The 19,282-nt window shown below is 67.0% G+C and carries 17 protein-coding genes, 1 tRNA gene and 1 pseudogene; 4 read left to right on the top strand and 15 right to left on the bottom strand.

Annotated elements, in window-relative coordinates; genetic code table 11:
- Positions 1 to 4 precede the first annotated feature (4 nt).
- Complete coding sequence (locus V5F59_RS08610; RefSeq protein ID WP_393981974.1) at positions 5 to 1,150, top strand: cyclic nucleotide-gated ion channel; 1,146 nt, start codon at positions 5 to 7, stop codon at positions 1,148 to 1,150.
- 159 nt (positions 1,151 to 1,309) lie between these two features.
- Here V5F59_RS08610 and V5F59_RS08615 read toward each other — a convergent pair whose 3' ends face one another.
- Positions 1,310 to 2,524: an NADP-dependent isocitrate dehydrogenase gene (locus V5F59_RS08615; protein ID WP_393981973.1), complete on the bottom strand. Its 1,215-nt coding sequence runs from the start codon at positions 2,522 to 2,524 to the stop codon at positions 1,310 to 1,312.
- A gap of 222 nt (positions 2,525 to 2,746) precedes the next feature.
- Between V5F59_RS08615 and V5F59_RS08620 the strand changes: the two genes are divergently transcribed.
- On the top strand, positions 2,747 to 3,613 hold the full coding sequence (locus V5F59_RS08620) for an RNA methyltransferase (protein ID WP_393981972.1): 867 nt from the start codon (positions 2,747 to 2,749) through the stop codon (positions 3,611 to 3,613).
- Positions 3,614 to 3,814: 201 nt separating this feature from the next.
- A tRNA-Met gene (locus V5F59_RS08625) sits at positions 3,815 to 3,891 on the top strand.
- A gap of 494 nt (positions 3,892 to 4,385) precedes the next feature.
- Here the strand turns inward: V5F59_RS08625 and V5F59_RS08630 are convergent.
- The 7 genes and pseudogenes from V5F59_RS08630 to V5F59_RS08660 form a co-directional block, all read right to left on the bottom strand.
- A pseudogene (locus V5F59_RS08630) lies at positions 4,386 to 4,763 on the bottom strand (NAD(P)/FAD-dependent oxidoreductase); the annotation flags it as partial.
- Positions 4,764 to 4,887: 124 nt separating this feature from the next.
- Positions 4,888 to 6,453: a fatty acyl-CoA synthetase gene (locus V5F59_RS08635; protein WP_509211204.1), complete on the bottom strand. Its 1,566-nt coding sequence runs from the start codon at positions 6,451 to 6,453 to the stop codon at positions 4,888 to 4,890.
- Between the two features lie 75 nt (positions 6,454 to 6,528).
- Positions 6,529 to 7,668 (bottom strand): acyl-CoA dehydrogenase family protein, encoded by a 1,140-nt coding sequence (locus V5F59_RS08640; protein ID WP_509211205.1) that lies wholly within the window; start codon positions 7,666 to 7,668, stop codon positions 6,529 to 6,531.
- 11 nt (positions 7,669 to 7,679) lie between these two features.
- Positions 7,680 to 8,504, bottom strand: coding sequence for an SDR family NAD(P)-dependent oxidoreductase (locus V5F59_RS08645; protein ID WP_509211206.1), 825 nt, complete (start codon positions 8,502 to 8,504; stop codon positions 7,680 to 7,682).
- Positions 8,505 to 8,518: 14 nt separating this feature from the next.
- Positions 8,519 to 8,938, bottom strand: coding sequence for a MaoC/PaaZ C-terminal domain-containing protein (locus tag V5F59_RS08650; RefSeq protein ID WP_509211207.1), 420 nt, complete (start codon positions 8,936 to 8,938; stop codon positions 8,519 to 8,521).
- Complete coding sequence (locus V5F59_RS08655; protein ID WP_509211208.1) at positions 8,935 to 9,393, bottom strand: FAS1-like dehydratase domain-containing protein; 459 nt, start codon at positions 9,391 to 9,393, stop codon at positions 8,935 to 8,937. The genes V5F59_RS08650 and V5F59_RS08655 overlap by 4 nt, the downstream gene beginning before the upstream one ends.
- Positions 9,394 to 9,401: 8 nt before the next feature.
- Entirely contained in the window at positions 9,402 to 10,580 is a 1,179-nt protein-coding gene (locus tag V5F59_RS08660) for a thiolase C-terminal domain-containing protein (RefSeq protein WP_509211209.1), read from the bottom strand.
- Positions 10,581 to 10,867: 287 nt separating this feature from the next.
- Here V5F59_RS08660 and V5F59_RS08665 point away from each other — a divergent pair, with 287 nt between their 5' ends.
- Positions 10,868 to 11,569, top strand: a complete 702-nt coding sequence (locus tag V5F59_RS08665; protein WP_509211210.1) for a TetR-type transcription factor C-terminal domain-containing protein — start codon at positions 10,868 to 10,870, stop codon at positions 11,567 to 11,569.
- Positions 11,570 to 11,601: 32 nt separating this feature from the next.
- On the opposite strand, the gene V5F59_RS08670 is transcribed toward V5F59_RS08665, so the two are convergent.
- From V5F59_RS08670 to V5F59_RS08700, 7 genes are all read right to left on the bottom strand, one after another.
- On the bottom strand, positions 11,602 to 12,588 hold the full coding sequence (locus tag V5F59_RS08670) for a nitronate monooxygenase (RefSeq protein WP_509211211.1): 987 nt from the start codon (positions 12,586 to 12,588) through the stop codon (positions 11,602 to 11,604).
- A 24-nt stretch (positions 12,589 to 12,612) separates the two neighbouring features.
- Positions 12,613 to 13,407 (bottom strand): enoyl-CoA hydratase-related protein, encoded by a 795-nt coding sequence (locus V5F59_RS08675; protein ID WP_509211212.1) that lies wholly within the window; start codon positions 13,405 to 13,407, stop codon positions 12,613 to 12,615.
- A 99-nt stretch (positions 13,408 to 13,506) separates the two neighbouring features.
- Entirely contained in the window at positions 13,507 to 14,712 is a 1,206-nt protein-coding gene (gene pcaF / locus V5F59_RS08680; protein ID WP_393981765.1) for a 3-oxoadipyl-CoA thiolase, read from the bottom strand.
- A 72-nt stretch (positions 14,713 to 14,784) separates the two neighbouring features.
- Positions 14,785 to 16,251: a 3-hydroxyacyl-CoA dehydrogenase PaaH gene (gene paaH / locus V5F59_RS08685; protein ID WP_509211180.1), complete on the bottom strand. Its 1,467-nt coding sequence runs from the start codon at positions 16,249 to 16,251 to the stop codon at positions 14,785 to 14,787.
- 47 nt (positions 16,252 to 16,298) lie between these two features.
- Entirely contained in the window at positions 16,299 to 17,258 is a 960-nt protein-coding gene (locus tag V5F59_RS08690; RefSeq protein WP_393981761.1) for an NADPH:quinone oxidoreductase family protein, read from the bottom strand.
- A gap of 76 nt (positions 17,259 to 17,334) precedes the next feature.
- A complete protein-coding gene (locus V5F59_RS08695; protein WP_393981759.1) occupies positions 17,335 to 18,105 on the bottom strand; it encodes an enoyl-CoA hydratase/isomerase family protein in 771 nt (256 codons plus the stop codon).
- A 23-nt stretch (positions 18,106 to 18,128) separates the two neighbouring features.
- Positions 18,129 to 19,277 carry an acyl-CoA dehydrogenase family protein gene (locus tag V5F59_RS08700; RefSeq protein ID WP_393981757.1) on the bottom strand — a complete coding sequence of 383 codons (1,149 nt, stop codon included), beginning with the start codon at positions 19,275 to 19,277 and terminating at the stop codon, positions 18,129 to 18,131.
- Positions 19,278 to 19,282: the final 5 nt, after the last annotated feature.

Consider the following 19,282-nt stretch of genomic DNA (forward strand, 5'->3'; position numbering starts at 1 on the left):
GGTCGTGACGCTTCTCAAGGCCAGGCGCCGGGCCTTCGACATCCTGGAGCGGGACCTGCCCGGCGACCAAGTGGCGGACGCTGTCCATTACTTCCTCATCGCCACCATCCTCCTCTCGGTGATCGGGGCGGTGCTGGCCACCGTCCAGTCGCTGGAGATCCGCGACCAATGGTGGTTCACGGTCGGGGAGCACATCGCGCTCGGCATCTTCATCGTGGAGTACGTGGCGCGCCTGTGGGTTGCTCCGGAGCATCCGCTGCGCCGGGGGCTCTCGGCGGGGGCTGCGCGGCTGCGCTATGCGGTAACTCCGGGCGCGATCATCGACTTCCTCGCCATCCTGCCGCTTTTCTTTGCCCTCGTGCACGAGCACGACTTCCATGCGGTGATGGTGCTGCGCCTGCTGCGCTTCCTGAAGCTGGCGCGTTATTCCTCGGGCTTCAACGCGCTGTATCTGGCGGTGAAGCGCGAGCGCTATGCGCTTGTCTCCTGCTTCCTCATCCTGTGCGCCGGGGTACTGATGGCGGCGACGGCCATGTATCTCGCGGAACGGGCGGCGCAGCCGGTGAGCTTCGGCTCCATCCCGGCCTCCATGTGGTGGGCCATGGCCACGCTGACCACTGTGGGGTACGGCGACGTGGTGCCGATCACCACCGTCGGCCGCATCATCGGGGCGGTCACCATGGTCTCGGGCCTGGTCATGCTGGCGCTGCCCATCGCCATCATCTCCAGCTCCTTCTCGGAGGTGATCTCGAAGCACAATTTCGTCGTCACCTTCTCCATGCTCTCACGCCTGCGGCCCTTCTCCGAGCTGGGCGCACCGGAACTGGGGGACCTGTTGCCCCTGCTCAACTCGAGGAGCTTTGATCGGGGCCACCAGGTGGTGCGGCGGGGGGCCGTGGCGGAACACCTGTTCGTGGTGCTGGAGGGGCGTGTGGAGACGGAGACGCCGGACGGCCCGGTGGTGCTGGGGCCGGGCGATGTCTTCGGCCTCGTCCCGGGGGCGGAGGGCGCCCTGGCGGCGCCGGTGCGTGCCCTGGCGAAGACGAAGATCCTCGCCATCGAGGAGAACGAGCTGCACATGCTCACCGCCCGCCATCCCGGCGTGGTGCGGCGGCTCGTGGCGGCGGCCCGTCGGAACGAGGAAGGCTGAGCCTTCCCTCTACGGTCATCGCGCCTGAAGCACCGGCCTCGGGTCGAGCCCGCCCCGGCGTAGGCCGGAAACCGAGGCCCATGGCGGTAAAGGCGGCACCCATGAAAAAGGGGCCGCGCAGGCGGCCCCTTTCCTTTTCGCATCCAGCGGCCGGTCGCCTCAGGCGGCGATGGCCTTGCTGAGGTTCTCGGAGACCTTGTCGAGGAAGCCGGTGGTGGAGAGCCACTTCTGGTCGGCACCCACGAGCAGGGCGAGGTCCTTGGTCATGTCGCCGGCCTCGACCGTGTCCACGCACACCTTCTCCAGGGTCGCGGCGAACTTGGCGAGTTCCTCGTTGCCATCGAGCTTGGCGCGGTGGGACAGGCCGCGGGTCCAGGCGAAGATGGAGGCGATGGAGTTGGTGGAGGTCTCCTTGCCCTTCTGGTGCTCGCGATAGTGGCGGGTCACGGTGCCGTGGGCGGCTTCCGCTTCCACCGTCTTGCCATCGGGCGTCATCAGCACGGAGGTCATCAGGCCGAGCGAGCCGAAGCCCTGGGCCACGATGTCGGACTGCACGTCGCCGTCATAGTTCTTGCAGGCCCAGACATAGCCGCCGGACCACTTGAGCGCCGAGGCGACCATGTCGTCGATGAGGCGGTGCTCGTAGGTGAGGCCGCGCTTGTCGAACTCGGCCTTGAACTCGGCCTCGTACACCTCCTGGAAGATGTCCTTGAAGCGGCCGTCATAGGCCTTCAGGATCGTGTTCTTCGTGGAGAGATAGACCGGGTAGTTGCGCAGCAGGCCGTAGTTGAGCGAGGCCCGGGCGAACTCGCGGATCGACTCATCAAGGTTGTACATGGCGAGCGCGACGCCGGCGCCCGGGAACTTGTACACTTCCTTCTCGATCTTGGTGCCGTCCTCGCCGACGAAGGAGATGGTCAGCGTGCCCTTGCCCGGCACCTTGAAGTCGGTGGCGCGATACTGGTCGCCGAAGGCGTGGCGGCCGACCACGATGGGCTGGGTCCAGCCCGGCACCAGGCGCGGCACGTTCTTGCAGATGATCGGCTCGCGGAAGATCACGCCGCCGAGGATGTTGCGGATGGTGCCGTTGGGCGACTTCCACATTTCCTTGAGGTTGAATTCCTTCACGCGGGCCTCGTCCGGCGTGATGGTGGCGCATTTCACGCCCACGCCGTGCTTCTTGATGGCTTCCGCGGCGGCGATGGTGACCTGATCGTTGGTGGCGTCCCGGTTCTCGACGGAGAGGTCGTAATATTCGAGGTCGATGTCGAGATAAGGATGGATCAGCTTGTCCTTGATGTACTGCCAGATGATCCGGGTCATCTCGTCGCCGTCGAGCTCGACGACCGGATTTGCCACCTTGATCTTCGCCATGGAACGGCCTTTCGGGACTGCTCTGAGAGCCTTGTGGAATGAGATGAAGGCTCCGCCGCGCGCGGCGCGCACCGGAGCCTCGACACCGCCGCTATAGCACCGGGGCCATGCGCTGCAAAAGCCGCAACCTTCGTCGAAGCCGTGAGATCGTTTCTCAAAAGCAGCCGGCTCTCGACTTGTCGCAGCCACTCGTGCGAGACAGCCCCTGAAACGGGAGAAACCATGCCGGGTTCGGGTACCGACAGCACGAAGCCTTGGGCGGCCGGCGGGCCGCTCGTCATCCTGGTGGAGCCGCAGCTCGGCGAGAATATCGGCTCGGCCGCGCGCGCCATGGGCAATTTCGGCCTTTCGCGGCTGCGCATCGTCAATCCGCGCGAGGGCTGGCCCAATGAGAAGGCGCGCGTGTTCAGCGCCGGGGCCGACCGCATCCTCGCCGATGCCACGCTTTATCCGGATCTGCGCTCCGCCCTGGCGGGCGTCAACTTCGCCTTCGCCGCCACCGCCCGCGAGCGCGGCATGGCCAAGCCCGTGGTGGGCGCGGACGGCGCGGCGGCCGAGGCGCGCTCCCGCCTTGCGCAAGGGGAGGAGGTGGCCCTCGTCTTCGGCCGCGAGCGCACGGGGCTTTATACGGAGGAGGTTTCGCTCTGCGACGCCATCCTTACCCTGCCGGTGAACCCGGCCTTCGCTTCCCTCAACCTCGGCACCTGCGTGGCGGTGAGCGCCTATGAGTGGTTCAAGGCGGAAAGCGAGGGGGCGCTTCCCTTCGCGCCGCCGGATCGCTCGCCGCTGGCCGACAAGGGGGATCTCTTCGCGTTCTTCGACCATCTGGAGACGGCGCTGGACGTGTCCGGCTTTTTCCGGTCGCCGGAGAAGGCGCCGTCCACCATCCGCAACCTGCGCAATATCTTCCACCGTCTCGGCCTGACCCGCCAGGACCTTGCGACGCTCCACGGCGCCATCACCGCCCTGGAGGAGGGGCGGGCGGGCCGGGAGGCGCGCAAGCTGGAGAACAACGCCCGCGCGGCCGCCCGGAAGACCGTCGGGGCGGAAAAAAATACCGCAAAGCCGGACGATGCCGCCTCCGGCTGACATGCGGGGGGCAGGGCTGCGCCGGGCGCGGAGGCTCTTTCGGCGTTGCCGCGCAAGGGTTTCGGGCGAGCGTCGGGTGGCTTCGTCCACAGGCGGAAGCGGCGGGAGACTTTTTTCTGGCCACGCCCTTTCAATCACCGGCGGGGGTTGCTACATACGCCTCGCCGACGGCCACTTTGCTGGCTCAACGTTTGGCTCTGACGCGGGGTGGAGCAGCCCGGTAGCTCGTCAGGCTCATAACCTGAAGGTCGTAGGTTCAAATCCTACCCCCGCAACCAAAATGCCCTTGAACTTCAGGGGTCTCGAAAGGGTCGCCGCAAGGCGGCCCTTTTGTGTTCTGGGGCTGAGCCGCCGCCGAATCGCCACGGCGGAAAGTCGCCACCGTTTGCGATCGGAGTCGTCGGCTCATCCGAAGGGGCGCCCCTTGGGGATCGCCCTGCCGTAACGAGAAGGTGGATGCCAACGAGGTGGCGTACCGGCGCAGCGACGCACTAAAGAAGCGGTGCGGGCTGATGGAGGCTTGGGCGTGTTCGTCGGGCGAGAGGGGCTGTGCGCCGCGCCTAGGAAGGGCGCCCGTGTCAGTTGCCGCTGGCGAAGCTGGCGAGCCGGTCAAGCACGACGCGCTGGAGGTCCTCCATCGGCGCCAGCTGCTCCTGGGGCGAGATGTACGCGCCGCGGAACTCGGCGAAATCGATGAGCTGGCTGCGGTCAAGGGGCTTGCCGTGATGACCGGGGCCGCGACCGCGGGGTTCTGTTCTGTTCTGTTCCGCTCCAGCGCCTCGGCCTTCTGCGCCAGGAAGCGGCAGACGTTGCCGAGCGAGCCGACGAAATTGCCGTGGTTGTTCATCAGCGGCGGCATGGCGAAATTGGGCAGGCGGAAGCCGCCGGCGGGGCCGAGCAGATAGAAGGCGCCGTCGGTGACCTGAACGGAGAGGGGGGTATCTGCCTCCTCCCGCAGGCCGGGCACGCGGGCGTCGAGGCCGACCGGATCGATGACGGCGCCGGAGAGGATGTGGGCCCCGACTTCCGAGCCCTTCTCCACCACCACCACGGAGACGTCGGAGCCGCGCTCCGCCGCCTGCTGCTTCAGGCGGATGGCGGTGGCAAGCCCGGCAGGCCCGGCGCCAACCACCACAACGTCATAATCCATCCCCTCGCGCTCACAGAGCTGAATGGCCCCAAGCTATCTAAGCCAACACTCAGCATAGCCTCCAGGCTAATAACTCAGCGGTCGTCGTAGCACCGTGCGTAGCTAAAAATCTCAAATATACATGTTATAATACATTGTATGTATCTCTCAATTTTCTTTTCAATAATTTGCCAGCGGTATTTCTCGGCAAATCAGATCGGAAAATAATTCTTTTTGGAAGCTTGAATGGGGCGAGTAAAGTGCGGGCATGTCTCAGAAGTTCTGCCTCGTCAATTTGCTCGCCGTCGCGAAGTACGACCACGGCGGTAACGGCTTCGATCCATTTGGGGTCGGGCAACCCGATCACCGCGACCTCAAAAACGGCCGGGTGCGTGAACAGCGCTTCTTCCACCTCACGACTGGCCACCATCGTGCCACCGGTCTTGATGACATCCTTGATGCGGTCGACGATGGTGATGAAGCCCTCCTCGTCGTAAACGCCGACATCTCCGGAGTGAAACCAGCCGCCGGCGAAGGCCTCTCGGGTCTCCTCCGGCTTGCCCCAGTAGCCAATCATCAGCTGAGGCGAGCGATGGACGATCTCGCCCTGGACGCCGGGCGGCACATCGCGCATCTGGGCATCCACAATGCGGGTCGCCACATTGAACACAGGCCGTCCGATTGAGGCGGGCCGCCCTTCGCTGTCCTCGGGCCTCAGCACCGAGGCGAGGGGGCCGATCTCGCTCTGGCCGTAGCAATTATAGGAGCGCATGCCCGGCAGACGAGCGCGCAGCTCCTGTAGCACCGGAACCGGCATGATCGAGGCGCCATAATAGACATTCCTGAGTGAGGAGAGATCCCGCTTGCCGAAGTCCGGGGAGCGCAGCAGCGAGATCCAGACGGTCGGCGGCGCGAAAAAGGACGTGATCCCGCGCTCCTCGATCAGCTGGAGGCAGAGCTCTGGCGCAGGAGCTTCAATCAGGACCGTCATCGCGCCGAACAGGAGCTGCGGCATGGTGAAGGCGTGCATCTGGGCGGAATGGTAGAGCGGCAGTGCGGCCAGCGCGCGATCGTCGCGGGAGAAGTCGAGCTCGACGATCGAACTCACATACTCCGCCATGAGGCCGGCGTGGGTCAGCATGGCGCCCTTCGGCGAAGCCGTCGTGCCCGAGGTGTAGAGCAGCTGGGCCACCTCGTCGGCGGAGCTTGGACCTTCCACGGGCAAGATCTCGCTCTGCTGCGTGGCCAGCGTGAGGACATCAAACCCGGTCCCGCCGGCAAAGGTTCCGAGCAGGGTAAAGGGGAGGGGCCCGGCCATGGCCTCCCGCACCTTGGCATCGAGCTCCGGATCGACGATCAGCGCGCTGGCCCCCGATTGCTCCACGATGTAGCGCAACTCGCGGTCGACCAGCGCGTAGTTGATCGGGACGTGGACCAAGCCGGCGCGCGCGCAGGCGAGCCATAGCAACATATAGGCGTCCGAGTTGCGGCCGTAGGCCCCGACCCGGTCGCCGTGGCGCAGACCGGCGGCGATCAGGCAGCCCGCCAGGCGATCCACCGCGGCGTCGAGCTCGGCGAAGGTCCAGTCCCGGTCGGCGAAGCTGAGGGCGATCCGGCCCGGGCTCCGGCGGGCGGTGCGGTGGAAGGCGTCGGCGATGGTGTTGCCGCGAGCGGCAGCAGCCATTGCCGCCAGGGTCGTCTCCTCGGACATGGGTTCCTCCTGATGGGTCAGCCCTCTGCTTGCCGCAGATTGTGGGACACTGAAGTTTGAAAACGAGAACAGGGGCTAGAGGCTGCGGGAGATCAATTCCTTCATGATCTCATTGGTGCCGCCGTAGATCTTCTGGACCCGGCTGTCCGCCCACAGGCGGGCGATTGGATATTCGAGCATGTAGCCGTAACCACCGAATATCTGCAGGCAGGCATCAACGATCTCGCATTGCTTCTCGGTGGCCCACCATTTCGCCATCGCGACGGTCGGCACGTCGAGCTGTCCTGCGGCGAACCTTGCCACGCAATCCTCGACGAAAACCCTGCCGATCCGCGCCTCCGTCGCCACCTCCGCAAGGCGGAATGCGGTGTTCTGGAAGCTGATGATCGGCTTGCCGAAGGCGGTGCGCTCCTTGGCGTAGGCTCGGGCTAGGTCCACTGCGCGGTCGATGAAGCCGATGGCGCCGAGGGCGATCATCAGTCGCTCATAGGGAAGCTGCTCCATCAGCTGCGCAAAGCCCTGCCCCTCTTCGGCTCCGATGAGGTTGGCAACCGGAATGCGGGCGTCATCGAAGAACAGCTCGGCCGTATCCTGGGCTTTCTGCCCGACCTTCTCCAGGTTGCGCCCGCGCCGGAACCCTGCGAGATCGGACGTCTCGGCGCCGATCAGCGAGACGCCCTTCGCCCCCGTGCCGCCGGTGTTGGTCACCATCACCACGAAGTCGGCGTTGATGCCGTTGGAGATGAAGATCTTGGAGCCGGTGAGCCTGTAGTGGTCGCCGTCGCGCACGGCGCGGGTGCGTACCGCCTTCAGGTCGGAGCCGGTGCCCGGCTCCGTCATGCCGATCGCGCCGATGAAGGTTCCGCTGGCGAGCTTCGGCAGCCAGCGTGCCTTCTGCTCCTTGCTGCCAAAGGCGAGCACATAGTGCGCCGCGATCAAGTGCACGTGGAGGCCGAAGCCGGTGATCCCCAGCCGGCCGAGCACGTCGAACACCACCGCGTCATGCTCGATGCCCCCGCCGCTCCCGCCATAGGCTTCCGGGAGGGAGACGCCGAGGATCCCCGCCTCGCCGGCCTTCCGCCAGAAATCGCGGGGCACCGCCCGGGCCTTCTCCCATTCCGCCTCGTGGGGCAGGTATTCGGCTTCGAAGAAGCGGGTCACGCTCTCCTCCAGGATGGAGAGCTCCTCGTTCCACCAAATGGGCCGGTTGCGCATGTTCTAACCCCTCAGAACGACATGCCGCCGCCGACGATCACCACCTGACCGCTGACATAGTTGGATTCCGGGATGCACAAGAGATAGATGCCGTCGGCGGCATCCTCGGGCGTGCCGGCGCGACCGAGTGGAATCATGCCCTTGAAAGCCTGGGCGACGTTGGCGGGGACGCCAACGGCCACGTCGTGTCCCTCCACCGAGATGGTCTTCTTGGTGTCGCCCGCTTCGGTGAGGCGCGTCTCGATATAGCCGAAGGCGACGCAGTTCACGTTGACGTTGAACCGCCCCCATTCCTTGGAGAGCGCCTTGGTGAGGCCGATCACACCGGACTTCGCTGAAGAATAGTTCGCCTGCCCGATATTGCCGCCGGTCCCCGCCACCGAGGAGACATTGACCACCTTGCGGTACACCGTCCGGCCCTCCGCCACCTCTCGCGCCACTCGGGTGCGGATGGGCTCGGCGGCGGCGCGCAGGATGCGGAACGGCGCCTTAAGGTGAACGTCGATCATGGCATCGAACTGGGCATCGGACATCTTGGCGATAAGGGAGTCCCAAGTATAGCCGGCGTTGTTGACCAGGATGTCGATGTCGCCGAACGCGTCGAGGCCCGCCTGGATGAACCGTTCGGCGAACCCTTCCTCGGTGACCGAGCCGACTACCGCAACGGCCTCGCCCCCGAGGGCACGGATCTCCTCCACCACCATCGCGGCCGGTTCGGCGTCGAGGTCGTTGACCACTACTCGTGCGCCCTCGCGGGCAAGCTTGAGGGCGGTGGCGCGGCCGATACCGCGGCCGGACCCCGTGACGTAGGCGGCCTTGCCTGAAAGCTTGGTCATATCTTGCGTGACCTTCAAATGTAGGGGAGAGCGACGATGGCGTTGCCGGCGAGCTTCACCTCGCCGTTCTGGTCGGTCACGGAAAGGTCGAGGCGTGCACGGCGTTCGCCGTTTACCTCCTCGATCCAAGCGACGATGGCGCGGCAGGTGAGCTGGTCGTGAACGCGGGTGATGGCCACGAACCGGGTGGAAAACGATCGCAAGGCCCCCGCGGGGACGCTTGCCGTCAGAAGCCGGCCCAGTTGCGCCATCACCAGCATGCCCTGGGCGAACACGTCGGGATGACCTGCTGCGTGGGCGAAGTCGATGTCGAGGTGGATCGGGTTATGATCGCCCGATGCACCGGCGAAGAGGGCGAGGTGGGTGCGGGTGACCGGCGCCAGCTCGAGCGGCGCGAGCGCGTCGCCGGGATGGAGGTCGCGGAGCGGGTTCATGGCGCAACCTTCCCGCTGGCGGGCACGATCAGGACCGTGTCGAGATCGGCGACAGGCGCGCCCGCGGCGTCCGTCACCGCTGTTTTCCGCACCACGAAGGTCAGCGCGCCGCCCTTCTTCTCGAAGATGTCGGCGACGCGGGCGCGGAAGGTCAGCGGCTCCCCCGCATGGGCCACGCGATGATAGGAGAAGCCCTGCTCGCCGTGCAGCAGCCGGGCGAAGTCGAGCCCGAGCCGCTCGAAGAAGGCGAAGGGCCGTGGCCCGTCCAGCTCCATGGAGAAGAGGAAGGTGGGCGGCAGGGGCAAGGCAGGATGTCCCGCCGCCCGTGCCGCGGCATCGTCGGTATAGACGGGGTCGGTCTCGCCGATGGTCCGCGCGAAGAAGCGCAGACGTCCCGGCTCCGCCACCACCGTGAAGGGCTCCATCTGGAGCCCGATCAAGGTGCGATCAATCATCAGGGGGCTCAGCCGGCGGCGTAGAGGGTGACGACGCAGGCTCCGCCGACGCCGATATTGTGCTGGAGGGCCACGCGGGCGCCCTCCACCTGCCGCGGGCCCATGGTCCCCCGCAGTTGTCCGGTCAGTTCGAAGCACTGGGCGAGGCCGGTGGCTCCGAGCGGATGTCCCTTGGACAGGAGCCCGCCGGACGGATTGGTCACCACCTTGCCGCCGTAGGTGTTATCGCCGTCGACGATGAACTTCTCGGCCCTGCCGGGCGGGCAGAAGCCAAGCCCCTCGTAGCTGATCAGCTCGTTGGCCGTAAAACAGTCGTGCAGCTCGGCGACGTCCACATCGCCCGGCCCGATCCCGGCCTCCGCGTAGACGGCGGCTGCGGCCTCCGCGGTCATGTCGTAGCCGACCACCTTCATCATGTCCCGGTCGGCGAAAGTGGAGGGGCGATCGGTGGTCATCGCCTGGGCGATAATGGCGACCCGGTCGTCAATGCCGTGGCGCCGCGCGAACTCCGGCGAAACCAGGATCGCGGCTGCCGCGCCGCAGGTGGGTGGGCAGCACTGCAGGCGGGTCAGCAGGCTCGTCACCTGCGGAGACGCCAGCACTTCCTCGACGCTCACCTCCTTGCGGAAGATGGCCCGGTCGTTGGCGACGGCATGGCGACTGGCCTTGGCGCGGACCATGGCGAAGGTTTCGTTGCGTGTGCCGTACCGACGCTGGTGCTCGATGCCGGCTCCGCCGAACATCTTCGGCGCCATGGGCACGTCGCCGTCATAGCCGATCTCGTCGGTGAGGCGGTTGAATAGCTCCAGCGCCCCGGGCCGGTCGGTCCAGTGCTCCACCAGCGCGCCCGGCCGCATCTGCTCGAACCCAAAGGCAAGGGCGCAGTCCACGCGGCCGGACGCTACGGCGTTGCGGGCGAGCCAGAGGGCGGTGGAGCCGGTGGCGCAATTGTTGTTCACGTTGACCACGGGGATGCCGGCCATGCCGACGCCGTAGAGGGCACGCTGCCCGCTGGTGGAATCACCGTAGACGTAGCCGGCATAGGCCTCGCGCACCGCGTCGAGGCTGAGCCCCGCTTGCGCGAGGGCGGCCGAGATCGCCTCCACGGCCATGTCTGTGTAGGCCGGACTCTCGGTGGGCTTGACGAAACGGGTCATCCCGACCCCGGCAACGACGACCTTGCCCATCTTGCAACGCTTCTCCTTTGACGACGAGGAAGGCGGGGCATCTCCCCGGCGCAGCCCGACGCGATGAAGCGTCGGTCCGGCTTGGAGCTGCCGCGTCTTGCGCCCGCCAGCGGCGAGCAGCCGCCTCCCGTTTCGGCCGTCTTCGCCTTGGCGGGCCAGGATGCCCCGACCGACAGTGGCTGCAGCCTCTTGCATTAATGTATCCCACTGGTGGGTTACATTGTCAATTGCGTGAAATCGGGTAGTTTTCGGCCTCGTTGTTGGACACAGGTGAGGGACTCGACGGGATGGTCGATTGGAAGGGACATCGCGGTGCTGAAAGGCGACGCGAAGCCGGCGGCGCGATCACGGAAGACAGGCGCGAAGACACCCGGCGCGCCAAGCGCATGTCGGTCCTGCTGACGGGTGCCCGCCTGTTCAATGAGCGCGGCTACGACCAGACCAAGTTGGAAGACATCGCCGCAGAGCTCAACGTATCGAAGCGAACGCTTTATTATTACATCAAGAACAAGGACGACATCCTGGCCCAGTGCAACACGATGGCCTATGAATCGCTCCTGCCGACATTGGCCATCTGCGCCGACCATGCCGTCCCACCCATCGAGCGCATTCGCCTCCTCATGCTGGCCTATGCGCGCGTGCTGACGCACGACTACGGGGCATGCCTCGTCCTGACGCGCGAAAACACAGTCGGCAGCGAGAGTTTTGCCGCCCTTCGCGAGATCCGCCGCCGGCTCGACCGGGTGCTGCGCGATCTGGTGGAGGAGGGGATAGCGGACGGCACCATCGCATCATGTGAGCCGAGCTACGCATCGGCTGCCCTGTTTGGTGCGTTCAACTGGTTGCCGCACTGGCGCGCGGCCTCGAAGAAGCCCTCCTATGAGGAGATCGGCATCATGTTTCTGCGACTGTTCTTCGACGGAATGCGCTTGCCGTCGGCTGGCACGCAGATTCTGCCCCCGCCAGCCGCAGGTGGGGAGCCGGGCTGAGCAGCAGGCGCCAGCCGGGCATCGGCTCTGTTTCAGCCGTTCGCCGTGACCATCCGCGCCATGCGCGCGGTGATCGTGGTCTCCGCGTCGGCGACGATCCGCTCCACGAGATCGCGACAGGTGGGGACGTCGCGAATGAGGCCCTGGACCTGTCCGGCCCAGATCAGTCCTGCATCAAGGTTGCCGGTCTCCAACGCCTCCCGACCTCGCGCGCCGGAAACCAGCGGCCGGATGTCTTCGAACACGCTCTCCAGCGCCTGGGACATCTCGACGACCCGCTCCGAGACACTGTTGCGCGCCACGCGCCCGGTGTTCTTGAATTTGCGGAAAATGAGATTGGTCGCCCGCTCGTCGTTCGCGACGAGGAAGTCCTTCACGTTCTGATGGATCGGCGCCTCGACCGTCGCGCAGAAGCGGGTGCCCATGTTGATGCCATCAGCGCCGAGCGCGAGCGCTGCTGGGAGGCCCCGGCCATCGCCGAACCCCCCGCTCCCGATGACCGGGATAGATACCGCATCCACAGCTGCGGGAATGAGGACGAGGCCGGGGACGTCGTCCTCACCCGGGTGGCCGGCGCATTCGAAGCCGTCAATGGAGATGGCGTCCACCCCCATCCGCTGCGCGGCCACCGCGTGGCGGACCGCGGTGCATTTGTGAATGACCGTGATGCCGTGCGCCTTGAACTCCTCCACGTGCTCCTGCGGCTTGTGGCCCGCGGTCTCGACGATCCTCACCCCACTGTCGATGATGGCCCTGTGGTAGTCCCGATAGGGAGGCGGGTTCACCGATGGCAGGATGGTCAGGTTCACGCCGAACGGCGCATCGGTCATGGTCCGGCAGCGGTCGATCTCCCTGCGAAGGTCGTCCGGTGTCGGCTGGGTCAGAGCGGTCAGGACGCCCAGACCGCCGGCATTGGAGACTGCGCTGGCCATTTCCGCGCGACCGACCCACATCATTCCGCCCTGCATGACGGGATGACGGATCCCGGTCAGCTCCGTAAAGCGCGTTCGTAATGACATCACGATGCCTCCAATGCCAATGCGTCAGCCGTTCCGCGCGCCCGCGAAGTCGGGCTTCCGCTTGTCAAGAAAGGCCTGGATCCCTTCGCGGCACTCACTCGACTTGGAGGCCGTCACCACCGACCGCGCTTCCCGCTCCAACTGCTGTTCAAGGGGAGAATTGAAGCTTTCCACCAGCAGCCCGCGGGTGAGGCCGATCGCGCCGGTGGGCGCCTCGATCAGCGTCCGCACGTAACGCTCGCGCTCGGCATCGAGCTCGGCGTCTTCCACCGCGCGCGTGATGAGCCCGATGGCCTCCGCTTCCGCCGCCGGCACTCGGCGGTTGGTGAGCAGCATCTCCTGGGCGCGGCGCACGCCGATGAGGCGGGGCAGGTGCCAGGAGGTGCCGACGTCCGGGCTCAGGCCGATGTTCACATAGCCGGCAGAAAAATGCGCGGACTTCGCGGCGATGACGATATCGCCGGCGGATGCCAGGCTTAGGCCGGCCCCAGCCGCCGGGCCGTTGACCACCACGAGCAGGGGCTTGGGCATCCTCATGAAGCGGGTGACCGACATGTGGAGGACGCCGGCGACCTCGCTGAAGAAGGCGGAGATGGAATCGCCCGAGCCGATGAAGGCATCGATGTCGCCGCCGGCACAGAACAGGCGCCCCGCGCCGGTGAGCACGACGCAGCGGATGGTCTCGTCCTGGTCACAGCGGATGGCCGCCTCGAGCAGCTCCCGCGCGAGCGGCATGTCGAGTGCATTGCCCGAAGCGGGGCGGTTCAGCGTGAGGGTGGCGACACCACCCTCGACGGACACCAGCAGCGGCTTGGTCATGGGGTTTCCTCCTTTATAGATGCTGAGCCCGGCGGCAGTGCTTTGCCGCGGCCGGTCATCTGGTTTTCGCGAACGGGAGCGGGAAACTTGCCGGCCGGCTCACACGCGTTGGATGATTGTGGCGATGCCCTGTCCGACACCGATGCACATGGTGGCGAGGGCGTAACGGCCGCCGGTCTGTTCGAGCTGATGGAGCGCGGTGGTGACGAGGCGGGCGCCGGACATGCCGAGCGGATGGCCGAGCGCGATCGCTCCGCCGTTGGGGTTCACGTGGTCGGCATCATCAGGCAGGCCGAGCTCGCGCAGCACGGCGACCCCCTGCGAGGCGAATGCCTCGTTGAGCTCGATCACGTCCATGTTGGCGAGGGTGAGGCCGGCGAGGGCCAGCACCTTGCGGGTGGCGGGCGCCGGGCCCATGCCCATGATGCGCGGCGGCACGCCGGCCGTGGCCATGGCGACGATCCGGGCCCGTGGCGTGAGACCATGAGAGCGGGCGGCGGCCTCGGAGGCGAGGATGAGGGCACAGGCGCCGTCGTTGACGCCCGAGGCGTTGCCTGCGGTCACCGAGCCGTCCGGCCGCACCACGCCCTTCAGCTTGGCGAGCTGCTCCAGGGTGGTGTCGGGACGGGGGTGCTCGTCCGCATCGACGATCTTCGGATCGCCCTTCTTCTGCGGGATCGACACCGGCACGATCTCGCGGGCGAAGCGACCGGCGGCCTGGGCCCGGCCGGCGCGTTGCTGGCTGCGCAGGGCGAAGGCGTCCTGGTCGGCACGCGAGACCTGGAAGTCGTCAGCCACGTTCTCCGCCGTCTCCGGCATGGAATCGACGCCGTGCATCGCCTTCATGACGGCGTTCACGAACCGCCAGCCGATGGTGGTGTCCTCGATCTTCGCGGCGCGGGAGAAGGGGCTGTCGGCCTTGCCCATGACGAAGGGCGCGCGGCTCATGCTTTCCACCCCGCCGGCGATCATCAGCGCGGTCTCGCCCGCCTTGATGGCGCGGGCGGCGGTGCCGATGGCATCCATGCCCGAGCCGCACAGCCGGTTGACGGTGGAGCCCGGCACCTCCACCGGCAGCCTGGCGAGCAGCGCCGCCATGCGGGCGACGTTGCGATTGTCCTCGCCGGCCTGGTTGGCACAGCCGAGGATCACGTCGTCGATGGCGCCCCAGTCCACCGAGGGGTTGCGCGCCATCAGGGCCGTGATTGGCACGGCGGCGAGGTCGTCCGCTCGGACAGAGGACAAGGCGCCGCCATAGCGCCCGACGGGCGTGCGGACGGCGGCGCAGATGAAGGCTTCGGTCATGGCATCAGGCCGCGCGCGGCCCCTCCTCGACGGCCTTGCGGGCCGATGGTGGCATGGTCTCAAGCTTCAGCCTCAGCCGGCGAGCGGCCTTCTTGAGGCGACGCGGCGGCGCAGGAACTGGGAGGGCCGGTAGCGATCATCGCCATAGGCCGCCTGCACCGCCTCCAGCACGGCGAGGATGCGCTCCGGCCCCACCGCGTCGGCCCAGGCGAGGGGACCGCGGGGATAGTTCACGCCGAAGGTCATGGCCCGGTCGATGTCGGCGGGGGACGCCACGCCAACCAGCGCCGCTTCCGCAGCCTCGTTGGCCAGCATCGCCACGGTGCGCATCACCACGAGGCCGGGCACGTCGTCGACCGCAGACACCGTCTTGCCAAGGGCCTGGAACAGCCCGGCAGCGGCTTCCGCCGCTCCGGCCGGCGCCTGGTCGGCTTTTGCGATGGCGATGCGACGTGCGCTCGCGTAGTCGAGCGCGAGGTCGAACAGCACGAGATCTGCCGGCGCGCCGGCGGCGACGCGCCCGGTCGCCATGCTCCCGTCGGTCAGGGCAAGGCTCGCACCGTCGATCCGGACAAGGCCCGGACCGTCGGTGCGGGTGACGGCGATGCCGGCCTCGGCGAAGAGGTCGGCAAGAGGCTCTGCGGGTCCAAGATCCCCCTCGATGGTCACCACACCGGGCGCCGGCTGGGGAGCCACCGTGGCGGGCTCGGAAAGCGCGGCCCCTGTCGTGTAGTCGTAGAAGCCGCGCCCGGACTTGCGCCCCAGCCAGCCGGCCGCCACCAGTTCCTGCTGGGTCAGGGACGGCCGGTAGCGCGGATCGCAGAAATAGGACTGGAACACCGAGCTCGTCACGGCGAAGTTCACGTCGTGGCCGATGAGGTCCATGAGCTCGAACGGCCCCATGCGGAAGCCGCCGGCCTCGCGCATCACGGCATCGAGGGTGGCGACGTCCGCCGCGCTCTCTTCCAGGAGGCGCAGGCCCTCGGCATAGAACGGCCGCGCCACGCGGTTGACGATGAAGCCGGGAGTCGAGGTGGCGTGCACCGGCACCTTGCCCCAGGCTTCGGCGGTCGCGAACAGGGTGTCGAGCACGGCGCGATCCGAGGCGAGGCCGGCGACGATCTCCACCAGCTTCATGACCGGCGCCGGATTGAAGAAATGCAGCCCGGCGACCCGCTCCGGATGCTTCAGCCCCGCGGCGATGGCGGTGATGGAGAGCGAGGAGGTGTTGGAGGCCAGGATCGAGTCGGGCGTCACGATCTGCTCCAGCGCCGCGAACACCTGCCGCTTCACCTCCAGCCGCTCGACGATGGCCTCCACCACCAGCCCCGCGCCCGCGAGGGCGTCGAGGGACGGAGCGACCGTGATCCGCGCCGCCAGGGCGTCGCGCTCCTGCGCCGGCAGCTTGCCCTTCGCGACCAGCTTGTCGAGGCCGGCGAGGATGCCGGACCGCCCCTTCTCCGCCGCCCCCTCCATCGCGTCGTAGAGCAGCACCCCATGCCCCGCCTGCGCCGCCACCTGCGCAATCCCAGAACCCATCGCACCTGCGCCAATCACGGCAACGATCCCAGTTTTCGGCAAACCGCTCATGCTGCCTCGCTTCCGATATGGATGATCGCTCGGCCGCTGCTGCGACCGTTCGCGACGAATTTCACAGCATCCGGCACCTGCTCGAACGAAAAGTGGTGGGCGATGCGCGGTTTCAGAAAACCCCGGCGCCAAAGGTCGAATAGTTCTCCCTGCACGCGCCCCAGCAGGTCGGGGGTCCGCGACCGGTACTGGCTCAGATCGAGGCCGACGATGGAGATGTTCTTCAGCAAGAGATAGTTGACCTTCACGGTGGGGATCTCGCCCGCGGCAAATCCGATCACCACCAGTCGCCCGCACCATGCGGTGGCCCTGAGGGCGGCTGGCAGGAAATCCCCGCCGATCGGGTCGATCACCACGTCGGCGCCCCGGCCGTCGGTGGCGGCGGAGACCTGGGCCCGAACCGCGTCGTGGAGGCTCGATCCGGAAAGGTCGATCACCGCGTCCGCGCCCGCCTCGATGACGGCGTCCCTGTCGGCGGCCGAACGGACACCCGCTAGCACCCGGGCGCCGAGCGCTTTTGCGATCTGGACGGCAGCGAGCCCCACCGCGCCACCAGCACCGCCGATCAGCACCGCTTCCCCGGGCTGAAGCCGGCCGCGCGCGACCAGCGCAAAATGCGCCGTCAAATAGGCGCCGCAGAGCAGCGCAGCCTGATCGAGAGGCACGTCCTCGGGCACAGGATAGAAGGAGCCAACGGGAGCCACCGCCTGCTCGGCGAAGGCGCCGTTGAGAACATAGGCCGCTACGCGGTCGCCGACCCGCACCCCCGAGACATCCGCGCCGACGGCCCGGACCCGTCCGGCGAATTCCATGCCCGGTGTAAAGGGACAGGCGGGAATGTTCTGATACCGGCCTGAGACCACGAGGGTATCCACGAAGCCGACGCCGGCTGCCACGACGTCCACAGCAACCTCTCCCGATCCAGGCGACAGGTCGGGAAGCGCGTCGATGGTCATGCTCTCTGGGTCACCGGGGACGTGGATACGATAGCTGCGCATCAGGTGTGGCCTTCCGCTCGTTCTCCCAGGGGCGTCATGCGTCGGTGAATTTCGCGGGCCGCTTCTCGATGAAGGCAGCAATACCCTCCTGGGCATCCTTCGACTGGAAGGCGAGCGTGGAAAGGTCGGCCTCGGTCTTCAGTCCCTCGTGCAGCGGCTGGGCGAGCGCGCGCTGGATCGCCGCACGGGCATGAGTGAGGGCCACACGGCTGTAGCTGGAGAATTCGCGCGCGAAGGCGAAGGCGTCGGCGAGCCGGTCCTGCGTGCCGACGATCCTGTTCACGAGGCCGATCGACAGGGCTTCCTCGGCGCGCACGGTCCGACCGGTCAGGATCATCTCCAGCGCCCGTGCCTCGCCCACTACGCGCGGCAGGCGCTGGGTCCCACCATAGCCAGGCATCAGGCCAAGCTTGATTTCGGGGAGCGCCACTGCCGCGTTGGGGGTCGCGAGGCGGAAGGTGGCGGCGAGTGCCAGCTCCAGCCCGCCGCCGAACGCATAGCCATTAATGAGGGCGACCGATGGAATGGACAGCGTGTCGAGCCTGGCGAAAGTGGATTGCCCGAGCTCCGCCTTGCGCCGCTTCGCGATCAGGTCGATCCCTACCATCTCCTTTACATCGGCACCGGCGCAGAATGCCTTCTCGCCCGCGCCGGTGATGATCAGGGCCCGCGCATCCATCCGGCCCGCCTCGTCGATCGCAGAGCCGATCTCCTCGATCGTCTGTGCGTTGAGGGCGTTGAGGGCCTCGGGGCGGTTGAGGGTGAGCACGACGAACGCGTCGTGCCGGGTCAGTTCGACGGCCATGGAATCCTCGCGCTATGTAGGGGCTAGGCGATTGCCTTGAGCAGCTCGCGGGCGATGACGAGTTGCTGGATCTGCGTCGTGCCTTCGAAGATGCGAAACAGCCGGACGTCGCGGTAGAAGCGCTCGACCGGATACTCTGCCATGTAGCCGGCACCGCCGAAGATCTGGACGGCACGATCCGCCACCCGCCCGACCATCTCGGAAGCGAACATCTTGGCGCAGGCGGCCTGGCGCGTGGTGTTCTCGCCGCGGTCGCGGCGGGCGGCAGCATCGAGGATCATGCAGCGCGCGGCATAGGTCTCCGCCTCGCTGTCCGCGAGCATCGCCTGTACCAGCTGGAATTCGGCGATGGGCTGCCCGAACTGCTTGCGGTCCTTCGCATAGAGCACCGCCTCCCGGATCAGGCGGTCAGCGATGCCGACGCAGAGCGCGGCGATGTGCAAGCGCCCCTTGTCGAGCACCTTCATGGAGGTGCGGAAGCCGTTGCCCTCCTGCTCGCCGAGCAAAGCGGATACCGGCACGCGGCAATCCTCGAAGACGACGTCGCTGGTCAGCGCGCCGCGTTGGCCCATCTTCTTGTCCGGCTTGCCGAGGCGAATGCCCGGGGTTCCGGCTTCCACCAGGAAGCAGGAAATGGAATCCGCCTTCCGCTCGGGCGCGGTACGCGCCATCACGGAGAAGAGGCCGGCCGTAGGTGCATTGGTGATGTAGCGCTTCGTGCCGTTCAGGACGTACTGGTCGCCATCCCGCCGCGCCGTGGTGCGCAGCGCCATGGCGTCCGAGCCGGCGTCCGGCTCGGTCAGGGCGAACGAACCGATGAGGGATCCCGACGCCAGGGCCGGGAGATACTTCGCCTTCTGCTCCGGTGTCCCGGCGAAGACGATGGCCTGGGAGCCGATGCCGATATTGGTGCCCACCACGGACCGGAACGCTGGGGAGGTGCGCCCCAGCTCGAAGACGACGCGCACCTCCTCCTCCATGGACAGGCCGAGCCCGCCGAACTCCTCCGCGATGGACAGCCCGAAGAGGCCGAGATCTCCCATCTCCGCGACGATGTCCGCCGGAATGGCATCGGTCTCGACGACTTCCGTCTCCCGCGGGATCAGCCGCTCGGAGACGAACCGGTTCACGGTTTCGAGGAGCAAACTGAACGTTTCTGAATCCAAAGCCACGGCCT

Source organism: Xanthobacter nonsaccharivorans (genome assembly GCF_043194755.2).
In the GTDB taxonomy this organism is placed as follows: Bacteria; Pseudomonadota; Alphaproteobacteria; order Rhizobiales; family Xanthobacteraceae; genus Xanthobacter; species Xanthobacter autotrophicus_G.